General features: G+C 66.5%; 27 protein-coding genes. 1 reads left to right on the top strand and 26 read right to left on the bottom strand.

Features of this window, described 5'->3' with window-relative positions:
- Positions 1–78: 78 nt before the first annotated feature.
- From IEX61_RS08600 to pyrG, 26 genes are all read right to left on the bottom strand, one after another.
- Positions 79–2,355, bottom strand: a complete 2,277-nt coding sequence (locus IEX61_RS08600; RefSeq protein ID WP_188817610.1) for an S-layer homology domain-containing protein — start codon at positions 2,353–2,355, stop codon at positions 79–81.
- Positions 2,356–2,510: 155 nt separating this feature from the next.
- The gene (wecB, locus tag IEX61_RS08595) at positions 2,511–3,674 is read right to left on the bottom strand and encodes a non-hydrolyzing UDP-N-acetylglucosamine 2-epimerase (RefSeq protein ID WP_054672246.1); all 1,164 of its coding nucleotides are present in this window, start codon (positions 3,672–3,674) and stop codon (positions 2,511–2,513) included.
- A 66-nt stretch (positions 3,675–3,740) separates the two neighbouring features.
- Positions 3,741–4,370 carry a uracil phosphoribosyltransferase gene (upp, locus tag IEX61_RS08590; RefSeq protein ID WP_054672243.1) on the bottom strand — a complete coding sequence of 210 codons (630 nt, stop codon included), beginning with the start codon at positions 4,368–4,370 and terminating at the stop codon, positions 3,741–3,743.
- Positions 4,371–4,410: 40 nt separating this feature from the next.
- Positions 4,411–5,616, bottom strand: coding sequence for a DmpA family aminopeptidase (locus IEX61_RS08585; protein WP_188817608.1), 1,206 nt, complete (start codon positions 5,614–5,616; stop codon positions 4,411–4,413).
- A gap of 69 nt (positions 5,617–5,685) precedes the next feature.
- Entirely contained in the window at positions 5,686–6,930 is a 1,245-nt protein-coding gene (gene glyA / locus IEX61_RS08580; protein WP_188817606.1) for a serine hydroxymethyltransferase, read from the bottom strand.
- Positions 6,931–7,050: 120 nt separating this feature from the next.
- Positions 7,051–7,665 carry a TIGR01440 family protein gene (locus IEX61_RS08575; RefSeq protein WP_188817613.1) on the bottom strand — a complete coding sequence of 205 codons (615 nt, stop codon included), beginning with the start codon at positions 7,663–7,665 and terminating at the stop codon, positions 7,051–7,053.
- A 49-nt stretch (positions 7,666–7,714) separates the two neighbouring features.
- The gene (gene rpiB, locus IEX61_RS08570) at positions 7,715–8,167 is read right to left on the bottom strand and encodes a ribose 5-phosphate isomerase B (RefSeq protein ID WP_054672449.1); all 453 of its coding nucleotides are present in this window, start codon (positions 8,165–8,167) and stop codon (positions 7,715–7,717) included.
- Between the two features lie 80 nt (positions 8,168–8,247).
- Positions 8,248–8,958, bottom strand: a complete 711-nt coding sequence (locus tag IEX61_RS08565; RefSeq protein ID WP_188817604.1) for a low molecular weight protein arginine phosphatase — start codon at positions 8,956–8,958, stop codon at positions 8,248–8,250.
- Positions 8,959–9,000: 42 nt separating this feature from the next.
- Entirely contained in the window at positions 9,001–9,567 is a 567-nt protein-coding gene (locus IEX61_RS08560) for a manganese efflux pump MntP (RefSeq protein ID WP_054673529.1), read from the bottom strand.
- A gap of 65 nt (positions 9,568–9,632) precedes the next feature.
- Positions 9,633–10,697: an L-threonylcarbamoyladenylate synthase gene (locus IEX61_RS08555; RefSeq protein WP_188817602.1), complete on the bottom strand. Its 1,065-nt coding sequence runs from the start codon at positions 10,695–10,697 to the stop codon at positions 9,633–9,635.
- A gap of 226 nt (positions 10,698–10,923) precedes the next feature.
- Positions 10,924–11,562 (bottom strand): stage II sporulation protein R, encoded by a 639-nt coding sequence (gene spoIIR, locus IEX61_RS08550; RefSeq protein ID WP_188817601.1) that lies wholly within the window; start codon positions 11,560–11,562, stop codon positions 10,924–10,926.
- A 120-nt stretch (positions 11,563–11,682) separates the two neighbouring features.
- Positions 11,683–12,555 (bottom strand): peptide chain release factor N(5)-glutamine methyltransferase, encoded by an 873-nt coding sequence (gene prmC / locus IEX61_RS08545; protein ID WP_188817599.1) that lies wholly within the window; start codon positions 12,553–12,555, stop codon positions 11,683–11,685.
- Between the two features lie 6 nt (positions 12,556–12,561).
- Positions 12,562–13,629, bottom strand: coding sequence for a peptide chain release factor 1 (gene prfA, locus IEX61_RS08540; protein ID WP_054669105.1), 1,068 nt, complete (start codon positions 13,627–13,629; stop codon positions 12,562–12,564).
- Positions 13,630–13,756: 127 nt separating this feature from the next.
- Positions 13,757–14,215, bottom strand: a complete 459-nt coding sequence (locus IEX61_RS08535) for a YhcN/YlaJ family sporulation lipoprotein (RefSeq protein ID WP_188817597.1) — start codon at positions 14,213–14,215, stop codon at positions 13,757–13,759.
- Between the two features lie 163 nt (positions 14,216–14,378).
- Positions 14,379–15,005, bottom strand: a complete 627-nt coding sequence (locus IEX61_RS08530; RefSeq protein ID WP_054669101.1) for a thymidine kinase — start codon at positions 15,003–15,005, stop codon at positions 14,379–14,381.
- Positions 15,006–15,091: 86 nt separating this feature from the next.
- Positions 15,092–15,289 (bottom strand): 50S ribosomal protein L31, encoded by a 198-nt coding sequence (gene rpmE / locus IEX61_RS08525; protein WP_054669099.1) that lies wholly within the window; start codon positions 15,287–15,289, stop codon positions 15,092–15,094.
- A gap of 130 nt (positions 15,290–15,419) precedes the next feature.
- Positions 15,420–16,457, bottom strand: a complete 1,038-nt coding sequence (locus tag IEX61_RS08520) for a M23 family metallopeptidase (protein WP_229725795.1) — start codon at positions 16,455–16,457, stop codon at positions 15,420–15,422.
- Positions 16,458–16,529: 72 nt separating this feature from the next.
- Positions 16,530–17,138, bottom strand: a complete 609-nt coding sequence (locus tag IEX61_RS08515) for a hypothetical protein (RefSeq protein ID WP_054669097.1) — start codon at positions 17,136–17,138, stop codon at positions 16,530–16,532.
- Between the two features lie 213 nt (positions 17,139–17,351).
- Positions 17,352–18,635 carry a transcription termination factor Rho gene (gene rho, locus IEX61_RS08510; protein ID WP_054669095.1) on the bottom strand — a complete coding sequence of 428 codons (1,284 nt, stop codon included), beginning with the start codon at positions 18,633–18,635 and terminating at the stop codon, positions 17,352–17,354.
- Positions 18,632–19,630 (bottom strand): class II fructose-bisphosphatase, encoded by a 999-nt coding sequence (glpX, locus tag IEX61_RS08505; protein WP_054669093.1) that lies wholly within the window; start codon positions 19,628–19,630, stop codon positions 18,632–18,634. The genes rho and glpX overlap by 4 nt, the downstream gene beginning before the upstream one ends.
- 241 nt (positions 19,631–19,871) lie before the next feature.
- The gene (gene fsa / locus IEX61_RS08500) at positions 19,872–20,528 is read right to left on the bottom strand and encodes a fructose-6-phosphate aldolase (RefSeq protein WP_054669091.1); all 657 of its coding nucleotides are present in this window, start codon (positions 20,526–20,528) and stop codon (positions 19,872–19,874) included.
- Between the two features lie 21 nt (positions 20,529–20,549).
- The gene (locus IEX61_RS08495) at positions 20,550–21,407 is read right to left on the bottom strand and encodes a class II fructose-1,6-bisphosphate aldolase (protein WP_054669089.1); all 858 of its coding nucleotides are present in this window, start codon (positions 21,405–21,407) and stop codon (positions 20,550–20,552) included.
- A 32-nt stretch (positions 21,408–21,439) separates the two neighbouring features.
- Positions 21,440–22,264 (bottom strand): 3-keto-5-aminohexanoate cleavage enzyme, encoded by an 825-nt coding sequence (kce, locus tag IEX61_RS08490; RefSeq protein ID WP_188817595.1) that lies wholly within the window; start codon positions 22,262–22,264, stop codon positions 21,440–21,442.
- 113 nt (positions 22,265–22,377) lie between these two features.
- Positions 22,378–22,770 (bottom strand): 3-aminobutyryl-CoA ammonia lyase, encoded by a 393-nt coding sequence (gene kal, locus IEX61_RS08485; protein WP_054669087.1) that lies wholly within the window; start codon positions 22,768–22,770, stop codon positions 22,378–22,380.
- Positions 22,771–22,785: 15 nt separating this feature from the next.
- Entirely contained in the window at positions 22,786–23,154 is a 369-nt protein-coding gene (locus IEX61_RS08480; protein WP_054669085.1) for a response regulator, read from the bottom strand.
- A gap of 205 nt (positions 23,155–23,359) precedes the next feature.
- Complete coding sequence (gene pyrG, locus IEX61_RS08475) at positions 23,360–24,967, bottom strand: CTP synthase (RefSeq protein ID WP_054669083.1); 1,608 nt, start codon at positions 24,965–24,967, stop codon at positions 23,360–23,362.
- Positions 24,968–24,969: 2 nt separating this feature from the next.
- Here pyrG and IEX61_RS12500 point away from each other — a divergent pair.
- On the top strand, positions 24,970–25,163 hold a 194-nt coding region (locus IEX61_RS12500), incomplete at its 3' end, for a hypothetical protein (RefSeq protein WP_229725794.1).

Raw genomic sequence — 25,163 nt, 5'->3', positions numbered from 1 at the left:
TCCTCGCTTTTGTTCCCTTGGCTTGGTTGACCTCGCATCCACAATTATTGACCTAGAGCCTTCGCCGCCACCGGTTTGTCACCGTTTTGCCACAGGCCCCTTGGGCAGCATGAGCAGCCGGTAGAGGACGACGGCCGCCTCGGCGCGCGTCGTCGGCCGCTGGGGTTCGAAGCGGTCGCCCGTCCCCTTCATCACCCCAGCCTGCGCCACGCGGGCGACGGCCTCCCGCGCCCACGACGGAATGGCGGCCGCGTCGCGGAAGGGCGGCAGCGGCGCATGCCCGGTCGCCCCCAGGTACCGGTCGAGGATGGCAGCCAGCTCCGCCCGCGTCACCGGGCGATCGGGGCGGAAGGTGCCGTCAGGATAACCCCGCAACAGTCCCTGCTCTGTCATCGCCCGAATGGCCTCCCGCGCCCAAGACGGCAGGGAATCGCGATACGGAAGCGGCCGCGCTTGAGCGCCCGCGCGCGTCTCCACGCCCGAAAGCCGCGCCAGCAGGACGGCCAGCTGGGCGCGCGTGACCGGGGCATCGGGGGCGAAGCGGCCGGGCGCCACTCCCGCCACCAACCCACGCGCCGCCAGGGCGGCGATGGGCTGCTCGGCCCAGTGGCCGCGCACGTCGGCAAACGGCGCCGCGGGCGCGCCGACGGTGACGGGAACGACGGCCACCGCACCGTCAAAGGCGACACGCAAGAACCCCATGGCGGCGGCCGGACCGGCGGTTACCGCGAGGCCGTTCACCGCGCCGATCGCCCCCTCTGCCGTCACCGTGACGTGATGCGGCTTGAGGGTGAAGGTGCGGCCGTCCTTGGTCACCGCCTGCACCGTCAACGTCCGCGTCTCGCCCGGCTTGAGCACGAGCTCGCTCGGCTGGACGACCAGCCGCGCCACGTCGGCGCCGCCGATCACCCGCACCGTCAGCTGCCGGCTGGCCGCCCCCACCCGCGCCGTCAGCGTGTACGTCCCGCCGGTGGGGAAGCGCACGGAAAAGCCGTGGGCCTTGGCGGCACCCGGACCGCTGACCTGCCAGACCACCTCTTGCGGCGTGACGCGGTACGGATGGTAGTGAACGTCGTAGCCCTTAAAGGAGAAGGTTGCCGTGTCGCCGGCCAGCACCTCCTTCGGGCCGGTGACGAATATCCCTTTCGCCTCGCCGGCAGGTGCCGTGTTGAGGACGCCGATGGCCGTCGGCACGGCGCGGTAGCCGCCTTTGTAGGGGGGCTCGTTCAGCGCCACGCGGTTCGTTTCGCCCAACCGGCGCGCCACCATCATCGCCGAGCCGCCGCCGTCCAGGTTGATCGCCTTCCAGGCTCCCAGCTCCACGAGAAAATCGGCCAGTTCCGGGAGCGTCATCCCTTTGCTGTCCCCATCGGCCGATCGCTCGACGACCACCAGCCACACCTTCTTCCCGCTGCGGTCGATCCCGACAGCGGCACGGGCGTGGGGCACATGGCTCGCCACCGCCGGGTCGACGGGGTTGACCGAACGCCCCTGGTCCACAAGGAGGATATGGCTTCCCACCGCCATCTGCAGGCCCGGATCGTTCTTCAGCCCATACGACACCTGGACGGGATCGCCGACGCGAAAGTGCGCTTTCAAAAATTCGGCAGCTTGTCCCTGCCCCCACAGCACGTACCCGTTCGGGGGAATGCTTGCCCCCGGCTGATCGACGCGCACCTCGCGGACAACGCCGCCTGCGACGACCAGCTCGACCACGTTTTTGAACGCACCCTTGGCGTTGCCGTAGCTGGTCGGCCCCCACGCCGGGGTGTACAGATTGAGCTGGTTGATGTGGCTGTGCGCCCCGTCGCGCGGGTCAAAGCTTTCCTTGTTCACGCCGCGCAGCGGATAGGTGCGGCCATCGGGAGCGGTGACCGTACCGGTGAAGGCCAGGGGCAAAATCACCGCTTCCCCGCTTTTCGTCACGCCGAAGGTTGGCCACGTCGCGACGCCCGGGGCGCTGACAACGGTCCCCTGGTCGATGACCGGGCCAAGCGGAACCCCGATGCCGCTCAGGTGGAAGAAGTCCGCATTGACGGACACCACCGCGCCGGACGCCTGCGCGTGGCCGAGCACGGTTTGCTTCCGCGTCAGGTGGCCCTCCTTTCCGTACAGCGGGACGATCTGGGCGTACGGGTTGCGCAGGTCGATCTCGGCGACGAAGATGTCGACAGGCCGGCCGCCCACCCGCTTCTCGTACTTCGTCACCACCACCCCTTCGCCCACCGGTTCCGACCACGCCACCGTTGCCGCCACGGCAGCCGACGCGGACGGAAGCCAAGACGCTGGGGTCGCGGCCAGCGCCGTGCACAGCGCCAACGCGCCGGCCGCCAGCCGGCGAAGCGCGTTCCCCATTTCGTTCTCCTCCCCCTGTTTTCTCTGGTGTTGTCTCTGTGTCGAACTTTGCGTTCGGTTCTTCGCTGCGCTCCTCTTGTGGGGCGCCTTCGCGCTACGCGTTCCTCCTTGGATGTAGACGGAAGGGAACGGCGTGGGGTTGCACCGCCTCCGCCTCAAGCCGTAACCTTTTGGGCCGGCACAAAGGGCGCCGGCGGGGTGCTGCGCCGCCCAAAGGCGTACAGGATGGCCGCGACGATGCGCTCGGAGGCGCGGCCGTCGCCGAAGGGGTTGGCCGCCTTGGCCATCGCCGCATAGGCGGCCGCATCGGTGAGGAGATGGTGCGCGGTTTGGAAGATGCGCTCCTCGTCGGTGCCGACCAGTTTGAGTGTGCCCGCCTCCACACCCTCGGGCCGTTCCGTCGTCTCGCGCATGACGAGCACCGGTACGCCGAAGGCCGGCGCCTCTTCCTGCACGCCGCCGGAGTCGGTGAGCACCAGGCGGGCGCGGGCCAGGAGGTTGTGGAAGTCCAGGACGTCGAGGGGCTCGATCAGGTGAATGCGCGGATGCCCCGCGAGCACCGCCTGCGCCGCCTCGCGCACCGCGGGGTTGAGGTGCACGGGGTAGACCACGGCGATCTCTGGATGGGCGTCAACCAGGCGACGGATGGCGCGGAACATGCGGCGCATCGGCTCGCCGAGGTTCTCGCGGCGGTGCGCCGTCACCAGCACCAGGTCGCGCCCGCCGAGGCGCGCCATCACCGGGTGGTGCCAATTTTCCCGCACCGTCGTGTGCAGCGCGTCGATGACGGTGTTGCCGGTGACAAAGATGGTCGCCTCGGGCTTGTTTTCGCGGCGCAGGTTCTCCGCCGCCCACGCCGTGGGCGCAAAGTGCAGGTCGGCCAGCACGCCGGTGAGCTGGCGGTTCAGCTCCTCCGGGAACGGGGCGTACTTGTTCCACGTACGCAGCCCCGCTTCCACGTGGCCCACCTTGATCTGGCGGTAAAAGGCGGCGAGGGCGGCGACGAAGGTGGTGGTGGTGTCGCCGTGGACGAGGACGATGTCGGGCCGGGCGTCGGCCAGCACGCCGTCCATGCCTGCCAGCACGCGCGTGGTGATGTTGACCAGGCTCTGGCGCGGCTGCATCACGTTGAGGTCGTAGTCGGGCTCGATGGCGAAGATCTCGAGCACCTGGTCGAGCATCTCGCGGTGCTGGGCGGTGACGCAGACAATCGGTTCGATCTCGTCGGGCACGCGGCGCAGCGCCTGCACGAGGGGCGCCATCTTGATCGCCTCCGGCCGCGTGCCGAACACGGTCATGACGCGGATGCGCGCCGTCATCGCGCTTCCTCCTCCTTGGCGGGAACGTTGACGCGACGGCCGAACGCCTCCGGGATCACGCAACCCTCACTTCGTTCCGAACAGCCGGTCGCCGGCGTCGCCCAGCCCCGGAACGATGTACCCCTTCTCGTTCAGCCGCTCGTCGACGGCCGCGGCATAGATGTCGACATCGGGATGCTCCTCCTGCACGCGGGCGATGCCTTCGGGCGCGGCGATGAGGCACATCAGCTTCAGGCTGCGCGCGCCCCGCTTTTTGAGCGCCGCAAGCGCCGCCGCCGCCGACCCCCCGGTGGCCAGCATCGGGTCGATGACGATCAGCTCGCGCTCATCGATGTCCGTCGGCAGTTTGATGTAGTATTCCACCGGCTGCAGGGTCTCCGGATCGCGGTACAGGCCGATGTGCCCCACCTTGGCCGCGGGAATGAGGCGCAGGATCCCGTCCACCATGCCCAGGCCGGCGCGCAAGATGGGGATGAGGCCCAGCTTCTTCCCCGCCAGCACCTTGGCCTTCGCCGGGGCCACGGGCGTTTCGATCTCCACCTCTTCCAAGGGCAGGTCGCGCGTGATCTCGTAGGCCATCAGCATGGCCACTTCTTCGACAAGCTCGCGAAACTCCTTCGTTCCCGTGTTTTTGTCGCGGATGTGCGTCAGCTTGTGCTGGATGAGGGGATGGTCAAACACGTAGACGCGGCTCATTGCACCCGTTTCCTCCCGTTCCGAATCGCACTCCGCCTCATTATACCAAATCGGGATCGGCCTTCCCACCAAAAAGGGCATGCCAATAGGCGGCCACCCGCTCGGCGGGCAGGGCATGGGCCACGCGTCCGCCCTTGCCGGTAACCGTCTCGGCCACAAAGAGGGCATTGAGGACGGCCTCCTCGGTCGCTTCGACCGCGGCGCGAAACAGCGCGTTCATCGCCGGATCGTCGTCGCGCCACACCGTGAGCGAAAGCCAGGACGCTTCGGACGACGGGGAAGCCGCGACACGCAAGCCCGTCGAAAAGGCCAGGACGATGTCGCCGCTGCCGTGGTATGCATAACCACCCACCCGCGCCAGCCCCAGAGCGGCCCGCTTGGCCACGCGCCGCAATTGGCGGGAAAGGAGCGGGGCATCGGTGGCCACCACCACGATGACCGAACCGCGCTCTCCGTCCGCCTCGACGCCCGCGGAACCGATCGGGGCATCCCCCTCCCTTGCCCCGTCGTCCGGCCCGTGCACGAGGCGGCCCACCGGAACGCCGGATACGATGAGGTCTTCCCGGCGGCCAAAATTGCAGAGCGCCAGCACCCCCACATGGAACGTCTGCCCGCCTGCGGCAATGCGGCGGGAGGCCGATCCGATCCCGCCCTTCCATCCGAAGGCGACCATCCCCGTCCCGGCCCCCACGGCCCCCTCCTGCAGGGCTTCCGCTCGCCGCGCCGCCGCTCCCGGTTCGAGGGGCGCGTCATCGGCCAGAAGCGGCAGCGCCGCGCGGGCCTTGGCAATGGCCGCCATGGCGTGCTCGGGCCGCACATGCAGGCCGCGCATGTCGTGTAGCCAGCTGTCGTTGCACTCGGCCACCACCAGGTTGATCGATCCCCACGCTTCCCCAAGGTCCGGGTTTTCGGCGAGCATGTACCTGAGCGCGCCTTCCAGGGCGGCCGCCACCCCAAAGGTGTTGGTGAGCAGGATGGGGCCCTCCAGCAGGCCCAGCTCCTTCACCTGGACGAGGCCGACCGTTTTGCCGAATCCGTTGAGGACGAAGGCGGCGGCGGGAACCTTTTCCCGAAACCAGTTGCCGCCATGGGGAAGGATGGCGGTGACGCCCGTGCGCACGGCGTCCCCTTCCCATAGCGTCACATGGCCGACGCTGACCCCCGGCACATCGACCAGGTGATTGAAGCGCCCCGGCGGAAGCGTGCCCACGCGGATGCCCCATTCCCGCACGCGCCGTCTCGGCATGGTCTCGCCTCCTTCGCGTCGCAAAAAGAAAAGCCGGCCTTCGCCGGCAGCAAGTTCCCCGCGGCGCCGTCAACCCAAATCAGGGTACAGCGGGAACCGCTCGCACAGGGCCTTGACCCGGGCGCGGGCTTCCGCCTTCACCGCGGCATTGTCGGGGTTTTGGAGCACCGCGGCCATGATGTCGGCGATTTCCACCATCGCCGCCTCGTCGAAGCCGCGCGTGGTGACGGCCGGCGTCCCGATGCGGATGCCACTGGTGACGAAGGGGCTTTCCGGGTCGTAGGGGATGGTGTTCTTGTTGACGGTGATCCCCACCTCGTCGAGGAGCGCCTCGGCGCGCTTGCCGGTCAGACCCAGGTTGCGCACGTCGACGAGGATGAGGTGGTTGTCCGTGCCGCCCGAGATGAGCACAAACCCGCGTTCGAGGAGAGCCTCGGCCAGCTTTTTCGCGTTGGCGACGATGCGCGCGGCGTAGTCGCGGAAGGCCGGCGTAAGGGCCTCGCCGAGGGCGACGGCCTTGGCGGCGATGATGTGCATGAGCGGGCCGCCCTGGATGCCGGGGAAGACCGCCTTGTCGATGGCCTTGGCCAGGTCGGCCTGGCACAGGATGAGGCCGCCGCGCGGGCCGCGCAGGGTTTTGTGCGTCGTCGTCGTCACCACATGGGCGTGCGGCACCGGGCTGGGATGGAGGCCGGCGGCGACAAGGCCGGCGATGTGGGCCATGTCCACCATCAGGTAGGCCCCGACCTCATCGGCAATCTCGCGCATCTTCGCGAAGTCGATGATGCGCGGATAGGCGCTGGCTCCGGCGACGATCAGCTTCGGCTTGTGGGCATGGGCCAGCTTGCGCACCTCGTCGTAGTCGATGCGGTGCGTTTCCGGGTCGACGCCGTAGGCCACGAAGTTGTACAGCGCCCCGGAGAAGTTGACCGGGCTGCCGTGGGTCAGGTGGCCGCCGTGGGAGAGGTTCATCCCCAGCACGGTGTCGCCCGGCTCCAGCAGGGCATGGTAGACGGCCATGTTGGCCTGCGCCCCCGAGTGGGGCTGCACGTTGGCGTGCTCGGCGCCGAACAGCTGCTTGGCCCGCTCGCGCGCCAGCTCTTCCACGACGTCAACCCATTCGCACCCGCCGTAGTAGCGGCGCCCGGGGTACCCTTCGGCGTACTTGTTCGTCAGCACCGTGCCCATCGCTTCCAGCACGGCGCGGCTGACGAAGTTTTCCGACGCAATGAGTTCAATGTTGTGCTGCTGCCGCTTCAGCTCCCGTTCAATCGCTTCCGCCACCTGGGGGTCCTGCTTGCGCAAGTGTTCCACGAAGGTTCCTCCTCTTCCTCAGCTTCTTTTGGGCGCGCTCGGCCGAACGGGTTTGTCCACCGAAACGCCGGAAGGCCTAGGGCGCACATTCGCCGCCCGGGGCCAAAACGGCATCGGCCGTCACTCCTCGTTGCGCTGGCCGTCGCCGGCGGGATGGGCCCCATCCGGCCGCCGGTAGATGGCGCGCTCCCCGCCGATCAGCTTGGGGCGCGTGCGGGCCATCGTCACATGGGCTTGTCCGATCTCGCGCACCGATGGGCGCACCGGCACGGCCACCGGTCGCAGGTGCATGCCGATGAGGGTGTCGCCGATGTCCACCCCGGCGTGGGCGCGCACCGCCTCCACGACCACGGGGTCGCGCATCCGCTCGTAGGCCACCGTAGCCATGGACCCGCCGGCCTTGGGATGGGGCACCACGGTGACCTCTTCCAGCCCAAAGCGCTCCATCGTCTCGCGCTCGACGACGAGGGCGCGGTTCAGGTGCTCGCAGCACTGCCAGGCCACGTGGAAGCCATGCCGCCGGCGCACCGCTTCGACCCCTTCCCAGATCGCCGCGGCAATGGCCAGGCTGCCGGCCGTGCCGATGGGCCGGCCGGCCACCTCGCTCGTGCTGCAGCCGATGACGAGCAGATGGTTCGGACCGAGGGCCGCCGCTTCCTGCAGCTCCTCCACAACCTGCCGCGTGCGCACCGTCACGTCGGCCAAATCCACGCCGGCGTCCGGGGATGGCCCCATCGCCTGCGCGCCGCCCGCTCCCTGATGCGTCAGCCGTTCGGTCATCCTTTCACCCGCCCAGCTTTTGCGCTTCGATGGCGCGGATTTTGTTCACGCGCCGCTCGTGCCGCCCGCCGGCAAAGTCGGTCTCCAGCCACGTGCGTACGATCTCGCGGGCCAGCCCCGGCCCGATAACCCGCGCCCCGAGGGCGAGCACGTTGCTGTCGTTGTGCTCCCGCGTCGCCCGCGCCGAAAAGGTGTCGTGCGCCAGGGCGCAGCGCACGCCGGGCACCTTGTTGGCCGCAATGCACATCCCGATGCCCGTGCCGCAAATCAAGATGCCGCGGTCCACTTCCCCGCGGGCCACCTTCTCCGCCACCGGCAACGCGTAGTCGGGATAATCCACGGCCTCCTCGCCGTGGCAACCGCAGTCTTCGTAGGCGACGCCCAGCTCGTCGAGAAGCTGCTTGATCTCCTCCTTGAGCCGGTATCCGCCGTGGTCCGAAGCGATGGCCACTCGCATCTTCTTCGACTCCTTCGCGAACGGTTTCACCGCTATTATACCGCAAGGACCGACGCCCGTTCCCGCTTTGTCCCTGCGCCTTACGCCCCCTCGGACGGCGAGTGGTTCGCGCGCAGCTTGTCCACCACCTTGCGCAGCGCCGCCTCCAGCTCATCGGCGCATGCCCGGTACGTCTCCAGGTCGCCGCCGAAGGGATCGGCGATGTCGAGGGCGGGCAGGGCGGCTTCCAATTCGGCGATCCGGGCGCGCTCGGCACGCGTTTCGTCCTCTAAGGCCCGCTGGAGGGCGACCAGCCGATCCTCCACCTCGCGCAGCGCCTCTTGGAGCTCCTGCCGGCGCCGCTCGAGCGCTTCCAGTTCCGCCTGGTGGCGGCGCAAAAAGGCGCTCCGCTTCAGTTCCAGCTCGGCGTAGGCCCGGTCGAGTTCCGCCTGCCGCTGGCGCAATTCGGGGGAGTCTTCGGCAAACTCCTTCAGCGTGTGCACCTTTTCGGCGTGTTCGGGAAAGCGCAGGCACAACTGCTCCTTATGGGCGCGGGTCATCGTCAGGACCACGTCGGCCCACGCCATCAGCTCGGCCGACACCGTTTGGGACCGGTGCGCGTCGTCGAGGCCGCGTTCCTTCAGCACAGCGCGGGCATGTTTCGACGCCGGCGCGCCCTCTGCAGCCGCCAAACCGGCCGAGCGCGCGTCGACGGCCAGGCCGGCCTCCTCGGCCAGGCGGCGAAACAGTTTTTCCGCCATCGGGCTTCGGCACGTGTTCCCTGTGCACACAAACAGCACCTTCACCGCCATTCCCCCTACCGTTCGGCTACTCCTGGACAACGGTCGCCGCTTTCAACCGCCTACGATCAGTTTGAAGCCAAACGCAACCAGGATGAGGCCGCCGAAGGCCTCGCTGTACTCGCCCAGCCAGCGCCCCACGCGGCGCCCGACCAACAGGCCAAACCCCGCCATCAAAAAGCCCATCAGGCCGAACAGGGCAACGGCCAAGGCGGCGCTCCCCGCAAGCAGCCCGAGGGAGAATCCAACGGAGAGGGCATCCAGGCTGACCGTCAGCGCAAAGAGCAGGAGGCCGGTTCCGCTCAGATACACGCCCGTCGGCTGGGCGTGTCCGCGGCTGGCGTGCCACAGCATGTGCAGGCCCAGAAACGAGAGCAAAAGCCCGCCAAGCAGCGTGGCCAGGCTGCCGACAAAGGGCACCAGCACCTGGCCCAGCGCGACGCCGATGAGCGGCATCATCACGTGAAAGGCACCGATCGTTCCGCTCACGCGCATCACCTGGCGCAGGCGGATGCCCGCAAGCCCGATGCCCACGCAGAGCGAAAAGGCGTCCAGCCCAAGGGCGACGGCCAGCAGCCACCAGGTGAGCAGTTGCCCCCATTGCCCGGAGGTTTCCCACAACCTCAACCCCTCCCCCGCTTTTCCAGCCTTATGCGCGCGGGGAAGGGGTTAGACCTGCGCATCCCCTAGGCGGAGTCGCCCGGCACGATGCGTCCGCCCGCAGCCTTGCGCAGGCGGTTCATCAGCGCCGCGCCGATGCCCACCTCCGGAAACGTCTCCGCGTAGATCCGCGTCACCCCTTCTTGGTCAAAGCGCCGCAGCGCCGCGTAGAGGCCAGCCGCCACGCTGGCCAAATCGTCGCGCCGGCCGCAGGGCACCACGACATGCGGGCCGCGGTACCGGTGCCGGCCGTCTTCGGTGGTCAGAATGCCGACCCGCTCGCCGCGCCGGGCCGCCTCGTCGGCGAGGCGCTGAATGCGGCGCGCCGCCTCCTCAGGGGCTCCGGCCACCAGCGTCATTTCCCCCGCCGGCGCGTAATGGGTGTACTTGACGCCGGGCGAGCGGGGCGTTTCCCCTTCCCGCACGAGGGCCGGATCGAGGGACACCTCCCCCACCACCGCCGCCAACTCCTCCCGCGTTACGCCGCCGGGGCGCAGAATGGTGGGCACCGGCGTCGTCAGATCGAGGACCGTCGACTCGACGCCCACCGCCGTCGGCCCGCCATCCACCACCCCCGCGATGCGCCCCGCCAGGTCGGCCAACACGTGCTCGGCCGTCGTCGGGCTCGGCTTCCCCGACCGGTTGGCGCTGGGCGCCGCCACCGGCACGCAGGCGGCGGCGATGAGGGCGCGGGCGACGGGATGGGCCGGCATGCGCACGGCCACGGTGGGCAGGCCGCAGGTGGCGCGCGGCGAGACCGTCCCCCGATGGGGCAACACCAGGGTAAGCGGCCCCGGCCAGAAGCGGTCGATGAGGCGCCGGGCAACCTCCGGCACATCCGCGACGAGGGTGGCCAGTTGCCGTTTGTCGGCCACGTGAACGATCAGGGGGTTGTCCGCCGGCCGCCCCTTGGCCGCAAAGATCCGCGCCACGGCGGCGTCGTTGGTGGCGTCGGCCCCCAATCCGTAGACCGTCTCCGTCGGAAAGGCCACCAGTTCGCCGCGCCGCAGCAGGGCGGCGGCTTCGCGGATCGCCGCGCCGGTCTCCCATCCGGGTTCGGCGGCATCGATGCGCCACACCGTTGTCTGCATCGTCGTCTCGCTCCTTCTTTGCCGCATGGCGTTTTGTGGCGTGGACGCGCCGCAACGGGCGGGCTTGTCGCGCGCAAGGGACGTACTTGTCCTAGTATAGGGCGGAAGGCCGAAATTTTTCAACAACATGTGAACAACTTGTGGATAACAAGGGGTCGGGTGCCGCGGCGCCCTCCGCAACGCGAGAAAGCCGTCGGCAGCGTGCCGACGGCCCGGTATCCCGCCCTCATCCCCACAACCATTCCAGCAGACGCCGAAGCACGTCGAGGAGAAAGAAGCGCGTTTCCACGGGGCGTTCGTCCTCCGCCGCCTGTGCCGCCGCTGGCCCCGGCTGCGAGGCCACGGCGTCGCTGCCGGCCATGTCCACAAAGCACAGCGGCGGAAAGAGGACGCACCACCAATTCTGCCCGCGGCCGTCGCCCAGCGTGATGCGCAGGGCCTCGTACTCGCCGGCCGGGTAGATGCGCGTGCCATAGCGCTTGGTCGGAAAGGGCACCCGGCCCAGCGTCACGTCCACAGGGTAGGCAAAGCCGGCGGCGCGCACGGTCTTGACCGCCAGCGCTTCAATCGTCGGCAGGGCCTTCGCCAGGTGCGCGCGCGCCTCGTCCACGCTTTGCGCGCCGCGCAGCACGTCTTCCAGGTGCGCCACCACCGCATCGCGCACCGCCCGCTTGACGGCCTGGTCCTCCGGCGCGTCGCTGTTGGCAATCACGCGAAAGCGAATCGCTTCGGCGGGAATGGCCGCATCCGCCGCATCCGGCAGCGCCACGTTCGCCGTCACGCTCGTCGCGCGCCCGTGCGCCACCCACACGATGACCAAAATGAGACCCGTCAACGCAACGAGCCACCGCAACCGATCCGTCATCTTGTTCCCCTCCGTCCTCTCCCTGGTCCCAGTATCGACGGGTGGGTGGACGTTCAAACGGGGAACGGAGGTTCGGACGGCGCGCAGCCGCAGCCGGCCCGCCGGCGCTGCGCCGGGCGCTCACCCCTCCCGCACGGCGACGACGACGCGCGGAATGCCGGCCAAATCCGGCGTGACGGTGAGGCGGGCAAACAGGCCGGTCGCCCGAAAGAGGCCGGCCACCGCTTCGGCCTGGCCCGCCCCCACCTCGACGGCCACAACGGCGCGGCGATCCAACACGTCGGGCAGCTCCCGCGCCAGGCTGCGGTACGCGTTCAGGCCATCCGGGCCGCCGTCCAGGGCCAGGCGCGGCTCGTGGTCGCGCACTTCCCGCTCGAGCCCGGCAATGTCGGCCGTGGGAATGTACGGCGGGTTGGACACGACGACCTGCACGCGCCGTCCCTCCCGGCGCAGCGGCGCCAGCCACGACCCGCACGCGAAGGCGACGCGCGCGGCCACCCCGTGGCGGGCGGCGTTTTCCCGCGCCACGGCCAAGGCCTCGGCGGAGCAGTCGACGGCCCATACCCGCCAGCGCGGGCGCTCGGCGGCCAGCGTCACGGCGATGGCCCCGCTGCCGGTGCCCACGTCGACCGCAGCGAGGGCGGCATGCGGCGACCATATCGCGTCGGTTGCCGCCAGGACCGCCTCCACCAGCACCTCCGTCTCCGGGCGGGGAATGAGCACGGCCGGCGTCACGCGAAACGGGCGGCCGTAAAACTCCTGCTCCCCGAGGAGGTACTGCAGCGGCTCGCCGGCGGCGCGCCGGGCCACCAGGGCGTCAAGGCGCTCCTCGGCCCCGGGCGGCAGGACCGCGTCCGGATGCGCAAAAAAGCGCTCGCGCGGCCAGCCGAGGACGAAACGCACCAAGCGCTCCGCGTCGGACACGGCGCTGTCTACCCCTGCGCGGCGCAACCGAAGAGAAGCCCGCTGGAAGGCTTCACGGACGGTGGCCATCGGCCCTCACTCGGCCTTTTTCAAGAGTTCGGCCTGCTCGTGCACAATGAGCGCGTCGATGATCTCGTCGAGGTCGCCGTCCAGGACAAGGTCCAGCTTGTGCAGCGTCAGGCCGATGCGGTGATCGGTCACGCGGTTTTGGGGGAAATTGTAGGTGCGGATGCGCTCGCTGCGCTCGCCGGTGCCGACCAGGCTCCTGCGCGCGTCGGCCAGCTCTGCCTCCCGCTGCTTGCGGTAGAACTCGTAGACCCGGGCGCGCAACACGCGCATCGCCTTTTCGCGGTTTTTGATCTGCGACTTCTCGTCCTGGCACGAAACGACAATTCCCGTCGGCAGGTGGGTGATGCGCACCGCCGACTCCGTCTTGTTCACATGCTGGCCGCCGTGGCCGCTGGCACGGAAAGTGTCGATGCGGAGATCCTTCTCGTCGATCTCCACCTCCACCTCTTCCATCTCCGGCAGAACGGCCACCGTTGCCGTCGAGGTGTGAATCCGGCCGCCCGACTCCGTCACCGGGATGCGCTGGACGCGGTGGGCCCCGCTTTCAAACTTCAGGCGGCTGTACGCGCCGCGCCCCTGGACGGTGAAGATCACCTCTTTAAACCCGCCCAGGTCGGTCGGATGGGCCTCGAGAATCTCCGTGCGGTAGCCTTTGCGCTCGGCATAGCGCGTGTACATGCGGAACAGGTCGGCGGCGAAGAGGGCCGACTCTTCCCCACCCGCCGCCGCGCGGATCTCGACGATGACGTTCTTCTCGTCGTTCGGGTCCTTGGGCAACAGAAGCCTCTTGAGCTGCGTCTCGAGGGCCTCCTTCTGCTCGGTCAAGGAGGAAATCTCTTCCTTAACCAGGGCGCGCAGCTCGTCGTCCAGCTTTTCTTCCAGCATGGCCTCGGCCTGTTCCAATTCCTCGCACACGCGCTTGTAGGCGCGGTAGGTGGTCACCGTCTCCTCCAAGTCGGCCTGCTCCTTGGCGTAGGTGCGCAGCTTTTCCGGATCGTTGACCACTTCCGGATCGCACAGCAGCCGGCTCAATTCCTCATATCGCGCCACGACCGCTTCCAATCGTTCCAACACGGCCGTTCACCTCGATGTTGGGGTATCCATAGTATCATATTTTACAACGCCAATGCGGGAAAGAAAACGACACCGGATCCCAGCAAAAACGCTCCCCATCGCCCTTGGGGCGCGGAGAGCGCGGATGTTACGGTGCCGTTTCGATGCTCCGTCGGATGCGGAGGAGATCGCCGTTGTAGTTGTCCAGCGGCGTACCGTTTCGCCAACCGTCACGAATTTCCAGCAAGCGCCCCGTAAGCGACCGATCGGCCGTCACATAGACGTCATAGCGCGACAATTTCGCACGAACGAGGCTGCGCGCTTCGTCGCGAATGCGGTCGGCGGTCTGTGGGGGCGTGCGGCGGTCGAGATCCAAGCCGACGTAGACATTCCCGCCGGCAATCACCACCGTGGCGTTCTCCACCCCCGGGATGCGCTCCAGGCGCCGGGCCAGTTGGTCGGCCAGGTCCGTTGGATTGGCCTGAAAGCCCGGGCCGCGGAACAGGTTCGGGTTCAATTCGCGACGGCCGCCGTCGGTGGTGTCAAAGGGGGTGATGCGTCCCGTCTCGCGCCGTCCCGCATCGCCGCCCACCCCGTAGGGCGACACCTGCGAGCCCTCGCCGCCCGGGGCGGCGTTCGGGGCGCATGCGGAAAGCCAACCGCACAAGACCGCAGCCGGGAGGAACCACCGTACTGCTCGCCACAATGGGCCCCACCTCCTGCTGTTAGGATGCCCGGCCGGAAAGGAGCCATGCAGGACGATGGCTTCCTCAGCCGTCAGCTTGTGGCACGGCCGGATGCGCCAGGCCCGCCGCTGCGGGCTTGCCCGGCACCTCGTGGCAATGGCGGCAGCGGGCCTCGTAGCGTTCCGCCGCACCGACCAAAATGACCGGATCGTTGTAGTGGGCCGGCCTGCCGTTGACCAAGCGCTGCGTGCGCGTCGCCGGCTGGCCGCACCGGACGCAAATGGCGTGCAGCTTCGTCACGTATTCGGCCCGCGCCATGAGAAGCGGCGTCGGGCCAAAGGGCTCGCCGCGAAAATCCAGATCCAGTCCCGCCAAGATCACGCGCACGCCGCGGCCCGCCAGCACCTCAGCCACGTCGACGATCGCGTCGTCGAAAAACTGGACCTCGTCGACGGCGACCACGTCGGCGTGGGGCCACACGCGATCGAGCAGCTCCTCCGCCCGGGCGACGCTCTCGGCCTGTTCCAGCGCGCCGTTGTGGGAAACCACGGCATCCGGCGCGTAACGGTTGTCCAGGCGCGGCTTAAACACCTGCACCGTCTGCCGGGCAATGCGCGCGCGTTTGATCCGCCGGATCAGCTCCTCGCTTTTCCCCGAAAACATGCTCCCGCATATCACTTCAATCCATCCGTTGCGCTTAAGGGGTTGCATGCCCACCGCTCCCTCTGTCCATCTCCATCACCCGCGCAAAAGAAAAACCGGCTCCCGCGGAACCGGCGTGCACATCATCGAGAGGATTACAGGCCAAATTTTTTCTTGAAGCGGTCCACACGGCCACCCGTATCGACAAACTTCTGCTTGCCGGTGAAGAACGGATGGCATGCCGAGCAAATTTCCACACGCAGGTTGGCTTTTACCGAACCCGTTTCAAAGGTGTTTCCGCAGGCGCAGGTTACCGTGGTGATTTTGTATTCCGGATGGATGCCCGGTTTCATGCTCGTTCACCTCTTTCCCCGAAAAAATCTGCCACTCCTTTTTGGACGGGCATGCGCACATGATGTGATTATAACACGACTTCTTGGAGCGGACAAGAAAGCCGCCGGCTTTCCCAGGAGGTGCCTTCCCCTACTGGAGGTAGGTAAGCGGGTCGACCGGTCGCCCGTAGAGGCGGACTTCAAAATGCAGGTGCACGCCGGTCGTGTGCCCGCTTTGCCCCATATAGCCAATGATGTCGCCGGTCTCAACCGTTTGCCCCGCGGAGACGACGACCCGGCGCAAATGGGCGTAAACCGTTTCTATGCCGCGCCCGTGATCGATCACCACAAGGCGCCCGTACCCGCCACCGCTCGCCCCCGCCTCGATCACCACGCCGCGGCGGGCAGCGCGGATCGGCGTCCGCCACTCATCGGGATGCCAAATGTCGATCCCCTCATGCAGGCGTCCCCAACGCATGCCGAAGCGGCTGGTGATGACCATTTCCCCGGCCACCGGCCAGGAAAGCGGCATCCCATTGGCATAAGGGCCGGGTTTGGCGCGCGTGGCGCGAACGGATCGCTCGCGGTCCGCCCCTTCTTCGGCCGGCGGTTCCGAGGACACCGCACTCGCCACGCGCACCACCGATTTGCGTTTGCTCGGCAAGGGAACCCCTTTGGGCATGTCGCGGGGAACCACCAACACCTGCCCAGCATAAACTTGTCCGTCGTAGGCCCGCACTTCGGGATTGTTGCGCAGCAGGTCGTCGAGGGCAACCCCTTTCTTTTCGGCGATTTGGTCCAGGGTCTCTCCGACGCCGACGACGTATAGCTCTTTGCGCAGCAGCACCTTGAGCGTCTTCCCGGCCCGGATGGTATGCGGATGGCGCAGGCCGTTGGCGGCCATCAGCTCGTGAACCGAAACGCCGAAACGGTACGCAATTTGCGACAGCGTATCCCCAGGTCGGACCGTGTACGTCACCGGGATGCGGCTTTGCTCGGCTTCCCACACCCGATCGGGCACGACGGCAAGCGGACTGAACGTGCGAAACAACGCCTCCTTGACCACGTGTTCCGCCGCCGCGTGGTGGTCATCCGGGCGCGCGCTGGCCGAGTGGGTCGAGACGCCGATACCCACACCGGCCAACACGGCGGATGACAGCGCCAGTCGCCGCAGCGTCAATACCCTCACCTCGCCTTTCGCCTGTGGACACAGGCGTTTTGCTTCGAGGATATGCGCCCGCGCGCGACCTTAGAACCCGATCTATTCCCGTCCTGTCGCCGATTCGGCCGCCCCGGCGGTCGCTTCCTCCCGGACCGCTCCGTTTTCCGCCACCACCGGGCGCTCCTCCAATTCGGCGATCCACTTTTCCACCTGTTTCTGCACGCTGCCGAGCTGAACCAACAGTTCCTGAACCTGTCGCGAAAGCCGCTCGTGCTCCGCCTGCACGCTGCGCTTGAGGTGCGCCAGGGTGTGCAAAAAACTGACCAGCTGCCGAATGGCCGTCTGGCGCACGACGTGATCCAATCGCGGCTGCCGTTCCAGGAGATCATAGACGCTTTGTCCGCCCCTACGGCGGGCCTTTTTCAGATCGGGACGCGCCTTGAGCAAGATTTGATAACAAAATTGGTAGCTTCGTTGAAACTTTCGCGCCGCCTCGCGGATGGCCTGATCGCGCTCCCAGCCTTCTTCGTCAATGAGCCGGGTCATATAGGCGATGATCTCCTCGCGGTTCGGGCGCGCGGCATTCAGTTCCGAACGCGAGAACCGTTCCACCTGGCGAAAAATCTCGTCTTTCTGTCGGCGATAGATCTGGTACGTCCGGCTATACCCCAGGCCGCTCTCGCCGGCGATCTGGCTGATCGTCTCCATGATTTTTTGGTTTTGGGATACAGTTCCAGAAACCGCTCCCGGACGTACTGTTCCATCTCCTCGCGCACTTTCGACTCCATGCACCACATGCCCCCTCATCGTCGCCCATAAGTGTGCCAAAATTCTGAGCCCCTTCACCACCTCCAGCATACAGAAAAACGCTGGAAACTGCAAATCGTTATTTCTGATCCATGAAAACCCATTCCTGATGGGTTATGAGGAAGCGACGCGTCCCTTGCCCGCTGCGGCCCATTCCTTTACGTCAAAGGTGGCCAAAAACTCGGCGTTGCTCTTCGTCTCCCGCAACCGGCGCAAAAAGAGCTCCACAAATTCGGGTCCGTCCTGCATCACCCTGCGCAGGGCCCACACCTTTTCGAGCTCCTCCTTCGTAAGCAGCAGTTCCTCGCGGCGGGTCCCCGAACGCCGGATGTCGATGGCCGGAAAGATGCGCCGCTCGGCCAAGCGGCGGTCGAGGTGCAATTCCATGTTGCCGGTGCCTTTGAATTCCTCATAGATGACCTCGTCCATGCGCGAACCCGTGTCGACCAGCGCCGTGGCGAGAATGGTCAGGCTTCCGCCCTCTTCGACGTTGCGCGCCGCGCCAAAAAACCGCTTCGGGCGGTGGAAGGCGGCCGGATCGATGCCGCCCGACAGCGTCCGCCCGCTGGGAGGAATGATCAGGTTGTAGGAGCGGGTCAGGCGCGTCAAGCTGTCGAGGAGGATGACCACGTCGCGCTTGTGTTCGACGAGGCGCATGGCGCGCTCAAGAACGAGTTCGGCCACCTTGATGTGATGTTCGGGGACCTCGTCAAAGGTGGAGTACACCACCTCGCCGCGCACGGACCGCTGCATGTCGGTCACTTCTTCGGGGCGTTCGTCGATGAGGAGGACAAACAGTTCGATGTCGGGGTAGTTGGTGGCGATGCTGTTGGCGATCTCCTTGAGCAACATCGTTTTGCCGGCCTTGGGCGGGGCGACGATGAGGCCGCGCTGCCCCTTTCCGACGGGGCAGAGAAGATCGATGATGCGCGTCGACAGCTTGTCCGGCGTCGTCTCAAGGGTCAGCTTCTCCTGCGGGTAGAGGGGGGTGAGGGCGGCGAAGTGCAGCCGCTCGGCAGCCAGCTCGGGATCTTCGCCGTTGACGGCCTCCACCTGCAGGAGGCCGAAATACCGCTCGTTTTCCTTCGGCGGCCGCACCTTTCCGGATACCTTGTCGCCGTTGCGCAGGTCAAAGCGGCGGATCTGCGAGGCGGAGATGTAGATGTCCTCATTGGAGGGGAGGTAGTGGACGGGCCGCAAAAAGCCGTATCCTTCCGGGAGGATGTCGAGGATGCCTTCCATGAACAGATACCCGTCCCGTTCGGCCTGCGCCTTTAAGATGGCGAAGACGAGCTCTTTCTTCTTCATGCTCCCGTAGGACGGGATCTGGTACGCGCGCGCCAGCTTGTAGAGCTCGCGCAAGGTCATGCTTTCCAACTCGGCCAGCGACAGATTCATGGGCGTTCGGCTCCTTGGGCATCCTCCGCCACAAGCTGGAAGCTGGGCTTCCGCTCCAAGCGGTGAACCCCTTCGATAAAGCGCACCGTACCCGTTTTGGCCCGCATCACCACGGAATGCGTCGTCGCCCGGGTGCGGCTCAAAAAGCGCACGCCGCGCAAGAGCTCCCCGTCGGTTACCCCGGTGGCGGCAAAGATGGCGTCGTCCCCTTTGACCATGTCTTCCATGCGCAGCACGCGCAGCGGGTCCTCGAGCCCCATGCGCTTGCAACGTTCGTATTCCTCGTCGTTTTGCGGGCACAACCGGCCCTGGATTTCGCCGCCCAGGCACTTCAGCGCCACGGCGGCCAGCACCCCTTCCGGCGCCCCGCCGATGCCGAAGAGGATGTCGACGCCGGTGTTGGGGAAGGCCGTGTTGATCGCCGCGGCCACATCGCCGTCGGAAATCAGCTTGATCCGCGCGCCGGCCTCGCGGATCTCCTCGATCAGCTTGGCGTGGCGCGGCCGGTCGAGCACGACGGCCACCAAGTCTTCGATGTCCTTGTTCTTGGCTTTGGCCACCGCCTTCAGGTTGTCCTTCACCGAAGCGTTGATGTCGATGGCGCCGACGGCTTCGGGCCCCACGGCAATCTTCTCCATGTACATGTCCGGCGCGTGCAGCAGGTTGCCGCGGTCGGCCACGGCCACTACAGCCAGGGCGTTCCACAGCCCTTTGGCCACGATGTTCGTCCCTTCCAGCGGATCGACGGCCACATCCACCTCCGGGGGCACGCCCTGCCCCAGCCGCTCGCCGATGTACAGCATCGGCGCCTCGTCCATCTCCCCTTCGCCGATCACCACCACGCCGTCCATCGGCACGTGCTGAAACTCGCGGCGCATGGCCGTCGTCGCCGCGTCGTCGGCTTCGTCCTTCTTGCCCAGCCCCATCCACCGCGCCGCGGCCAGGGCGGCCGCTTCCGTGACGCGAACCAGCTCCAGGGTCAAACTGCGTTCCACAGCCATTCCCTCCTTTTCCGCGCCAAGCGAAAGTTTGGAAACAGACGAAACGGCGCACCGCAAACGAGGTCGGCCGCGAAGACCAAAGCGGCTTTTTTCCGACGGGGAAACGGGTTGGTCAACTGTCACATGGGAAAAGCGGATCGGGAAGCGCGGGAACCAAAGCGGCGACATGTGCCGCGGGAAAAGGAAAAAGGAAGGGGGAAACGGCATCCTCATGCCGTTTCCCGCGCGGAAGAGGTTATGCCTGCTGGGCAGCCCTGGCCTTCTCCCAGTCGGCCAGGAACTTCTCGAGGCCGATGTCGGTGAGCGGGTGTTTGACCATCTGCTCAATCACCTTATACGGCACCGTGGCGATATGGGCGCCCAGGCGGGCCGCTTCCGTCACGTGCAGGGGATGGCGCACGCTGGCGGCGATGATCTCCGTATCGATGCCGTGGCGGGCGAAGATCTCGGCGATCGTGCCGATCAGCTCCAGGCCGTTGTGGCTGACGTCGTCGAGGCGCCCGATGAACGGGGAGACATACGTCGCCCCCGCCCGCGCGGCCAACAGCGCCTGGTTGGCCGAGAAGATGAGCGTGACGTTCGTGCGGATCTTCTTTTTCGTCAGCGCCTTGACCGCCTTCAGGCCTTCGACGGTCATGGGAATCTTGATGACGATGTTCTTGGACAGCGCCGCCAGCTGTTCCCCTTCGCGGATCATCCCCTCCGCGTCGGTGCTGATCACTTCCGCGCTGATCGGGCCGTCGACAATGTCGATGATGTCCCGCAACACGTCCTGGAAGGGACGCCCTTCCTTGGCCACCAGGGTCGGGTTGGTCGTCACCCCGGCGATGACGCCCATCTCGTGGGCGGCGCGGATTTCGTCAATGTTGGCCGAGTCGATGAACAGCTTCACGCCCGTTCCCTCCGCGAAGTTTTAGGCTTTTCCGCTGCTGCCGAAGAGCCGCATCTTTTGCTTGACCACTTCCTTCATCGCCTCGCGCGCGGGACCCAGGTACTTGCGCGGGTCGTAGAGGGACGGCTTTTCGGCCAGGATCTTGCGCACCGTTTCCGTGCACGCCACCTGGTTTTCGGTGTTGACGTTGATCTTGCCCACACCGAGGCGGATCGCCTTGCGGATCTGCTCGTCCGGCACCCCCGAGCCGCCGTGGAGGACAATCGGCGCCTCGATGTTTTGGGCCACCTTCTCGATGATGTGGAAGCGGATGTTCGGCTCGCCTTTGTACAGGCCGTGCGCCGTGCCCACGGCGAGGGCCAGGGCGTCGACGCGCGTCTCCTCCCAGAAGCGGATGGCCTCGTCGGGGTCGGCCAGCATGGCGTCCTCCTCGTCGACGGAGAGGTCGTCCTCGGTTCCGCCGATCTTGCCCAGCTCCGCTTCGACGGAGACGCCCACGGCGTGGGCGGCCTCGACCACTTTCTTCGTCAGGGCAATGTTTTCGTCAAGGGGCAGGTGGGAACCGTCGATCATGACCGAGGTAAACCCGGCGCGGATGCACTTCATCACCATGTCAAAGCTGGAACCGTGATCGAGGTGCAGGGCCACCGGCACGCTCGAACGGTCGGCGAACACCTTGGCCAGGGCCACCACCACGTCGGGACCCCCCATGTACTTGATGGCCCCCTCGCTGGCCCCGAAGATGAGCGGGGACTTCTCCTCCTCGGCCGCTTCGATGATCGCCTGCGTAAACTCCAGGTTGTTCATGTTGAACTGGCCGACAGCAAAGCCCTCCGCTTTGGCACGCGGCAAAAACGCCGTCATCGGGACAAGCGGCATGGTGACTCCTCCTTTGGATGCAGATTGTTCCGCTATGTACGGCGCTGCGGGATGCCCAAGAGCGCGCGCGCTTCGTCGGGCGTGGCCACCTCCCGCCCGATCTCGCGGGCCAGGCGCACGATCCGCTCGACCAGCTGCGCGTTGCTCTCGGCCAGCACCCCTTTGGCGTAGTAAACGTTGTCCTCGAAGCCGACGCGCACGTGCCCGCCCATCACCAGGGCGTGCACGGCCATCGGCAGCTGATGGCGTCCCACGCCGGCCACCGTCCACGTGGCGCCCGGCGGCAGCTGGCGCACCAGGTGGACCAGGTTGTCCACAGTCGCCGGGATGCCTCCCGGAACCCCCATCACAAAATCAAAGTGGAGGTGTCCCTCCACCAGCCCCTTCCGCACCAGCGCCAGCGCACCCTCGATCATCCCCACGTCGAAGATTTCAAACTCCGGACGCACGCCGCGCGCCTTCATCTCGCGGGCAAACCGCTCCACGACGTCGGGCGGATTGAAAAACACCCCGTCGCCGAAGTTGACCGTTCCCGTCGTCAGCGTGGCCATCTCCGGCTGAAGCTCCAGCGGCGCCATCCGCTCCTCTGGCGTCATGCCGATGGCGCCCCCGGTGGACACCTGAAGGATGGCGTCGCAGCGGGCGCGGATGCGGGCGATGATCTCGGCGTACACGTCGCGGTCCTGTGTTGGCGTGCCGTCCGGGCGTCGCGCGTGCAGGTGGATGATCGCCGCCCCGGCTTCCCACGCGCGCACCGCCTCGTCGGCAATCTCTTCGGGGGTATACGGGATGCGCGGGTGATGGGCGCGCGTCACCTCCGCGCCAACCACGGCCGCGGTTATCACGAGTTTCTCCACCCCATCGCCCCCCTATCCAGCAAGCTCGATCCGGCGTCGCCCACGGAAGCGTTTCCACGCCGGCCGCTTTCCGCCCGCCCACCGGATGCGCGGCCACAACGCGAAGGCAGGGCCTACTCGGCCGGCTTCCGCTGCCGTTCCTTGGGCACGACGCACGTCCCCGACGCGCGGCAGACGAGCACCGGTTCGGCCAGCACCGTGGCCGCCGAGGGACGGTTGGGGTCTTGGCTTGCGGCGATCACCTTGTACGCTTCGAAGGTCATGTGCCGCGAGGTGTTCCCCACGCGGTCGATCCGCCCGCGCGCCTCAATGTAATCCCCCGCGTAAACCGGCGCCTTAAATTCCACCGCGTCATAGGCCACAAACAGGCCCTCGTCTCCGTCGTGGCGGATGAGGAGCTCGGTGGCCACGTCGCCAAACAGCGCCAGGATGCGCGCCCCGTCGACCAACTGGCCGCCGTAGTGGGCGTCGGAGGCGCTCATGCGCACGCGGATGACGGCCTCCATCCTCCCCATCCCCCGTCAGGACGCGAGCTGCTCGCGTACGGTGTTGCGCAGCTCGTCAATGTCAAAGGGCTTGGTGAAATGGGCCAGCACGCCGAGCGCCGTCGCTTCTTTTATCATATCAAGTTCGCCGTACGCCGTCATCATGATCACCTTGATGCGGCTGTCAATTTTTTTGATTTTCTTGAGGATCTCCAAACCGTTCATGCCGGGAATCTTCATGTCGAGGATGACGAGATCCGGAACCTGGCGCTCCACGATCTCGATGGCCTGCTTGCCGTTGGCCGCCAACAGGATGGTGTACCCTTCCTGCTCCAGCAGCTCGTGCAGGAGCACGCGGATGCCGTACTGGTCGTCAACGATGAGCACCGTTTTCCCGTTTGCCATGGAAATCCCCCCTGAAGAATTGGCCTCCCCAGCGGCACAACACCCCACGTCCCTTTTTTTCTCCAAAGCGGGGCCTATATCCTTCTGAGAGCAGGAATATTTCGTATTTTTTCGGGTAAAAAATTCGGAGCCCGGCCACCAGGCCCACAAGCTCCGAAATCCCGACACCACATCCCGCGCTTTACCGCGCCGTTCGGCTTCTTCCTCACCGCGCCGCGCGATACGCCTTGGCCGCGCGCACAAAGTCGCGGAACAGCGGCTGCGGTCGGTTGGGGCGCGACGTGAACTCCGGATGGAACTGCGTGGCCACAAACCACGGGTGGTCGGCCAGCTCGATGATCTCCACCAGCCGGCCATCGGGCGACGTTCCGGTGACGCGCAGCCCCGCCCGTTCCAGCGCCTCGCGGTACTGGTTATTAAACTCGTAGCGATGGCGATGGCGCTCGCGCACCAGCGTCGTCCCATAGGCGCGGTGGGCCAAACTGCCCTCCACGATCGCGCACGGGTAAGCGCCCAGCCGCATCGTGCCGCCGAGGTCTTCAATCTCCTTCTGCTCCGGCAAGAGGTCAATCACCGGATAGGGCGTGGCCGGGTCGATCTCCGAGCTGTGCGCCTCCGTCCAGCCGAGCACATGGCGGGCAAACTCCACCACCGCCATCTGCATGCCGAGGCAGATGCCGAGGAAGGGAATGCGCCGCTCCCGGGCATAGCGGATGGCGGCAATCTTGCCGTCGATGCCGCGATCGCCAAACCCGCCCGGCACGAGGATGCCGTCGGCCTCACCCAGCAGCGCGTCCACGTTGTCGGCGGTGACCTCCTCGGAGTTGACCCAGTCGATCACCACCTCGGTGTCGTTGGCCACGCCGGCGTGCAAGAGGGCTTCCGCCACGCTGAGGTAGGCGTCGCGCAAGGAGACGTATTTGCCGACCAGGGCGATGCGCGTTTTCTCCTTCAGCCCGCGGATCTTCTCCACGAAGGCCCGCCACTCGCGCATGTCGGCCGGGCCGCAGTCGAAACCGAGGTAGCGAACGACGTACTCGTCGAGGCCCTGCTCCTGCAGCATGAGCGGCACTTCGTACAGGATGTCCGCGTCGCGCGCCTCGATCACCGCGCCCGGGTCGATGTCGCAGAACAGGGCGATCTTTTCCTTCATGTCCGGCGACAGCGGTTTTTCCGTCCGGCAGACGATCACGTTGGGCTGAATGCCCAGGCTGCGCAGCTCCTTGACGCTGTGCTGCGTCGGCTTGGTCTTCAGCTCGCCCGCGGCGCGCAAATACGGCACCAGCGTGCAGTGGATGTACATCACGTTCTCGCGGCCGATGTCGCTCTTGATCTGGCGAATCGCCTCCAGGAAGGGCAGGCTCTCGATGTCGCCGACGGTCCCGCCAATCTCGGTGATGACGACATCGGCGCCCGTCTCGCGGCCGGCGCGGAAGACGCGCTCCTTGATCTCGTTGGTGATGTGCGGGATCACCTGCACCGTGCCGCCGAGGTAATCGCCGCGGCGCTCCTTGGCGATGACCGCCGAGTAGATCTTCCCCGTCGTGACGTTGCTGTTCTGGTTCAAATTGATGTCGATAAACCGCTCGTAGTGCCCCAAATCGAGGTCGGTTTCCGCCCCGTCTTCCGTGACGAACACCTCGCCGTGCTGATACGGGCTCATCGTCCCCGGGTCCACGTTGATGTACGGATCAAATTTCTGGATCGTGACGCTCAGGCCCCTGTTTTTGAGCAGCCGGCCGAGCGAAGCGGCCGTGATGCCCTTTCCAAGAGATGAAACCACACCGCCCGTCACAAAAATGTATTTGGTCATCGGTGTTTCCCTCTCTTTCCCTGCCAGTGTCAGAGGATCGAAGAAAACACATAAAAAAAACAAAAGTGACGCCTGTTGGAAACAGGGGCACTTTTGTTTTCCCGTCTGATCTCTTAAAAAGCCCATTGGTTATTTTACGGAACGCCGGCGGAAAAGTCAACGCCGTCTGCACCTCAGTACTCGTCATCGCTGTAGT

The sequence above is a fragment of the Calditerricola satsumensis genome (assembly GCF_014646935.1).
GTDB lineage: Bacteria > Bacillota > Bacilli > Calditerricolales > Calditerricolaceae > Calditerricola > Calditerricola satsumensis.
This window is presented reverse-complemented; position numbering and strand designations above follow the sequence as displayed.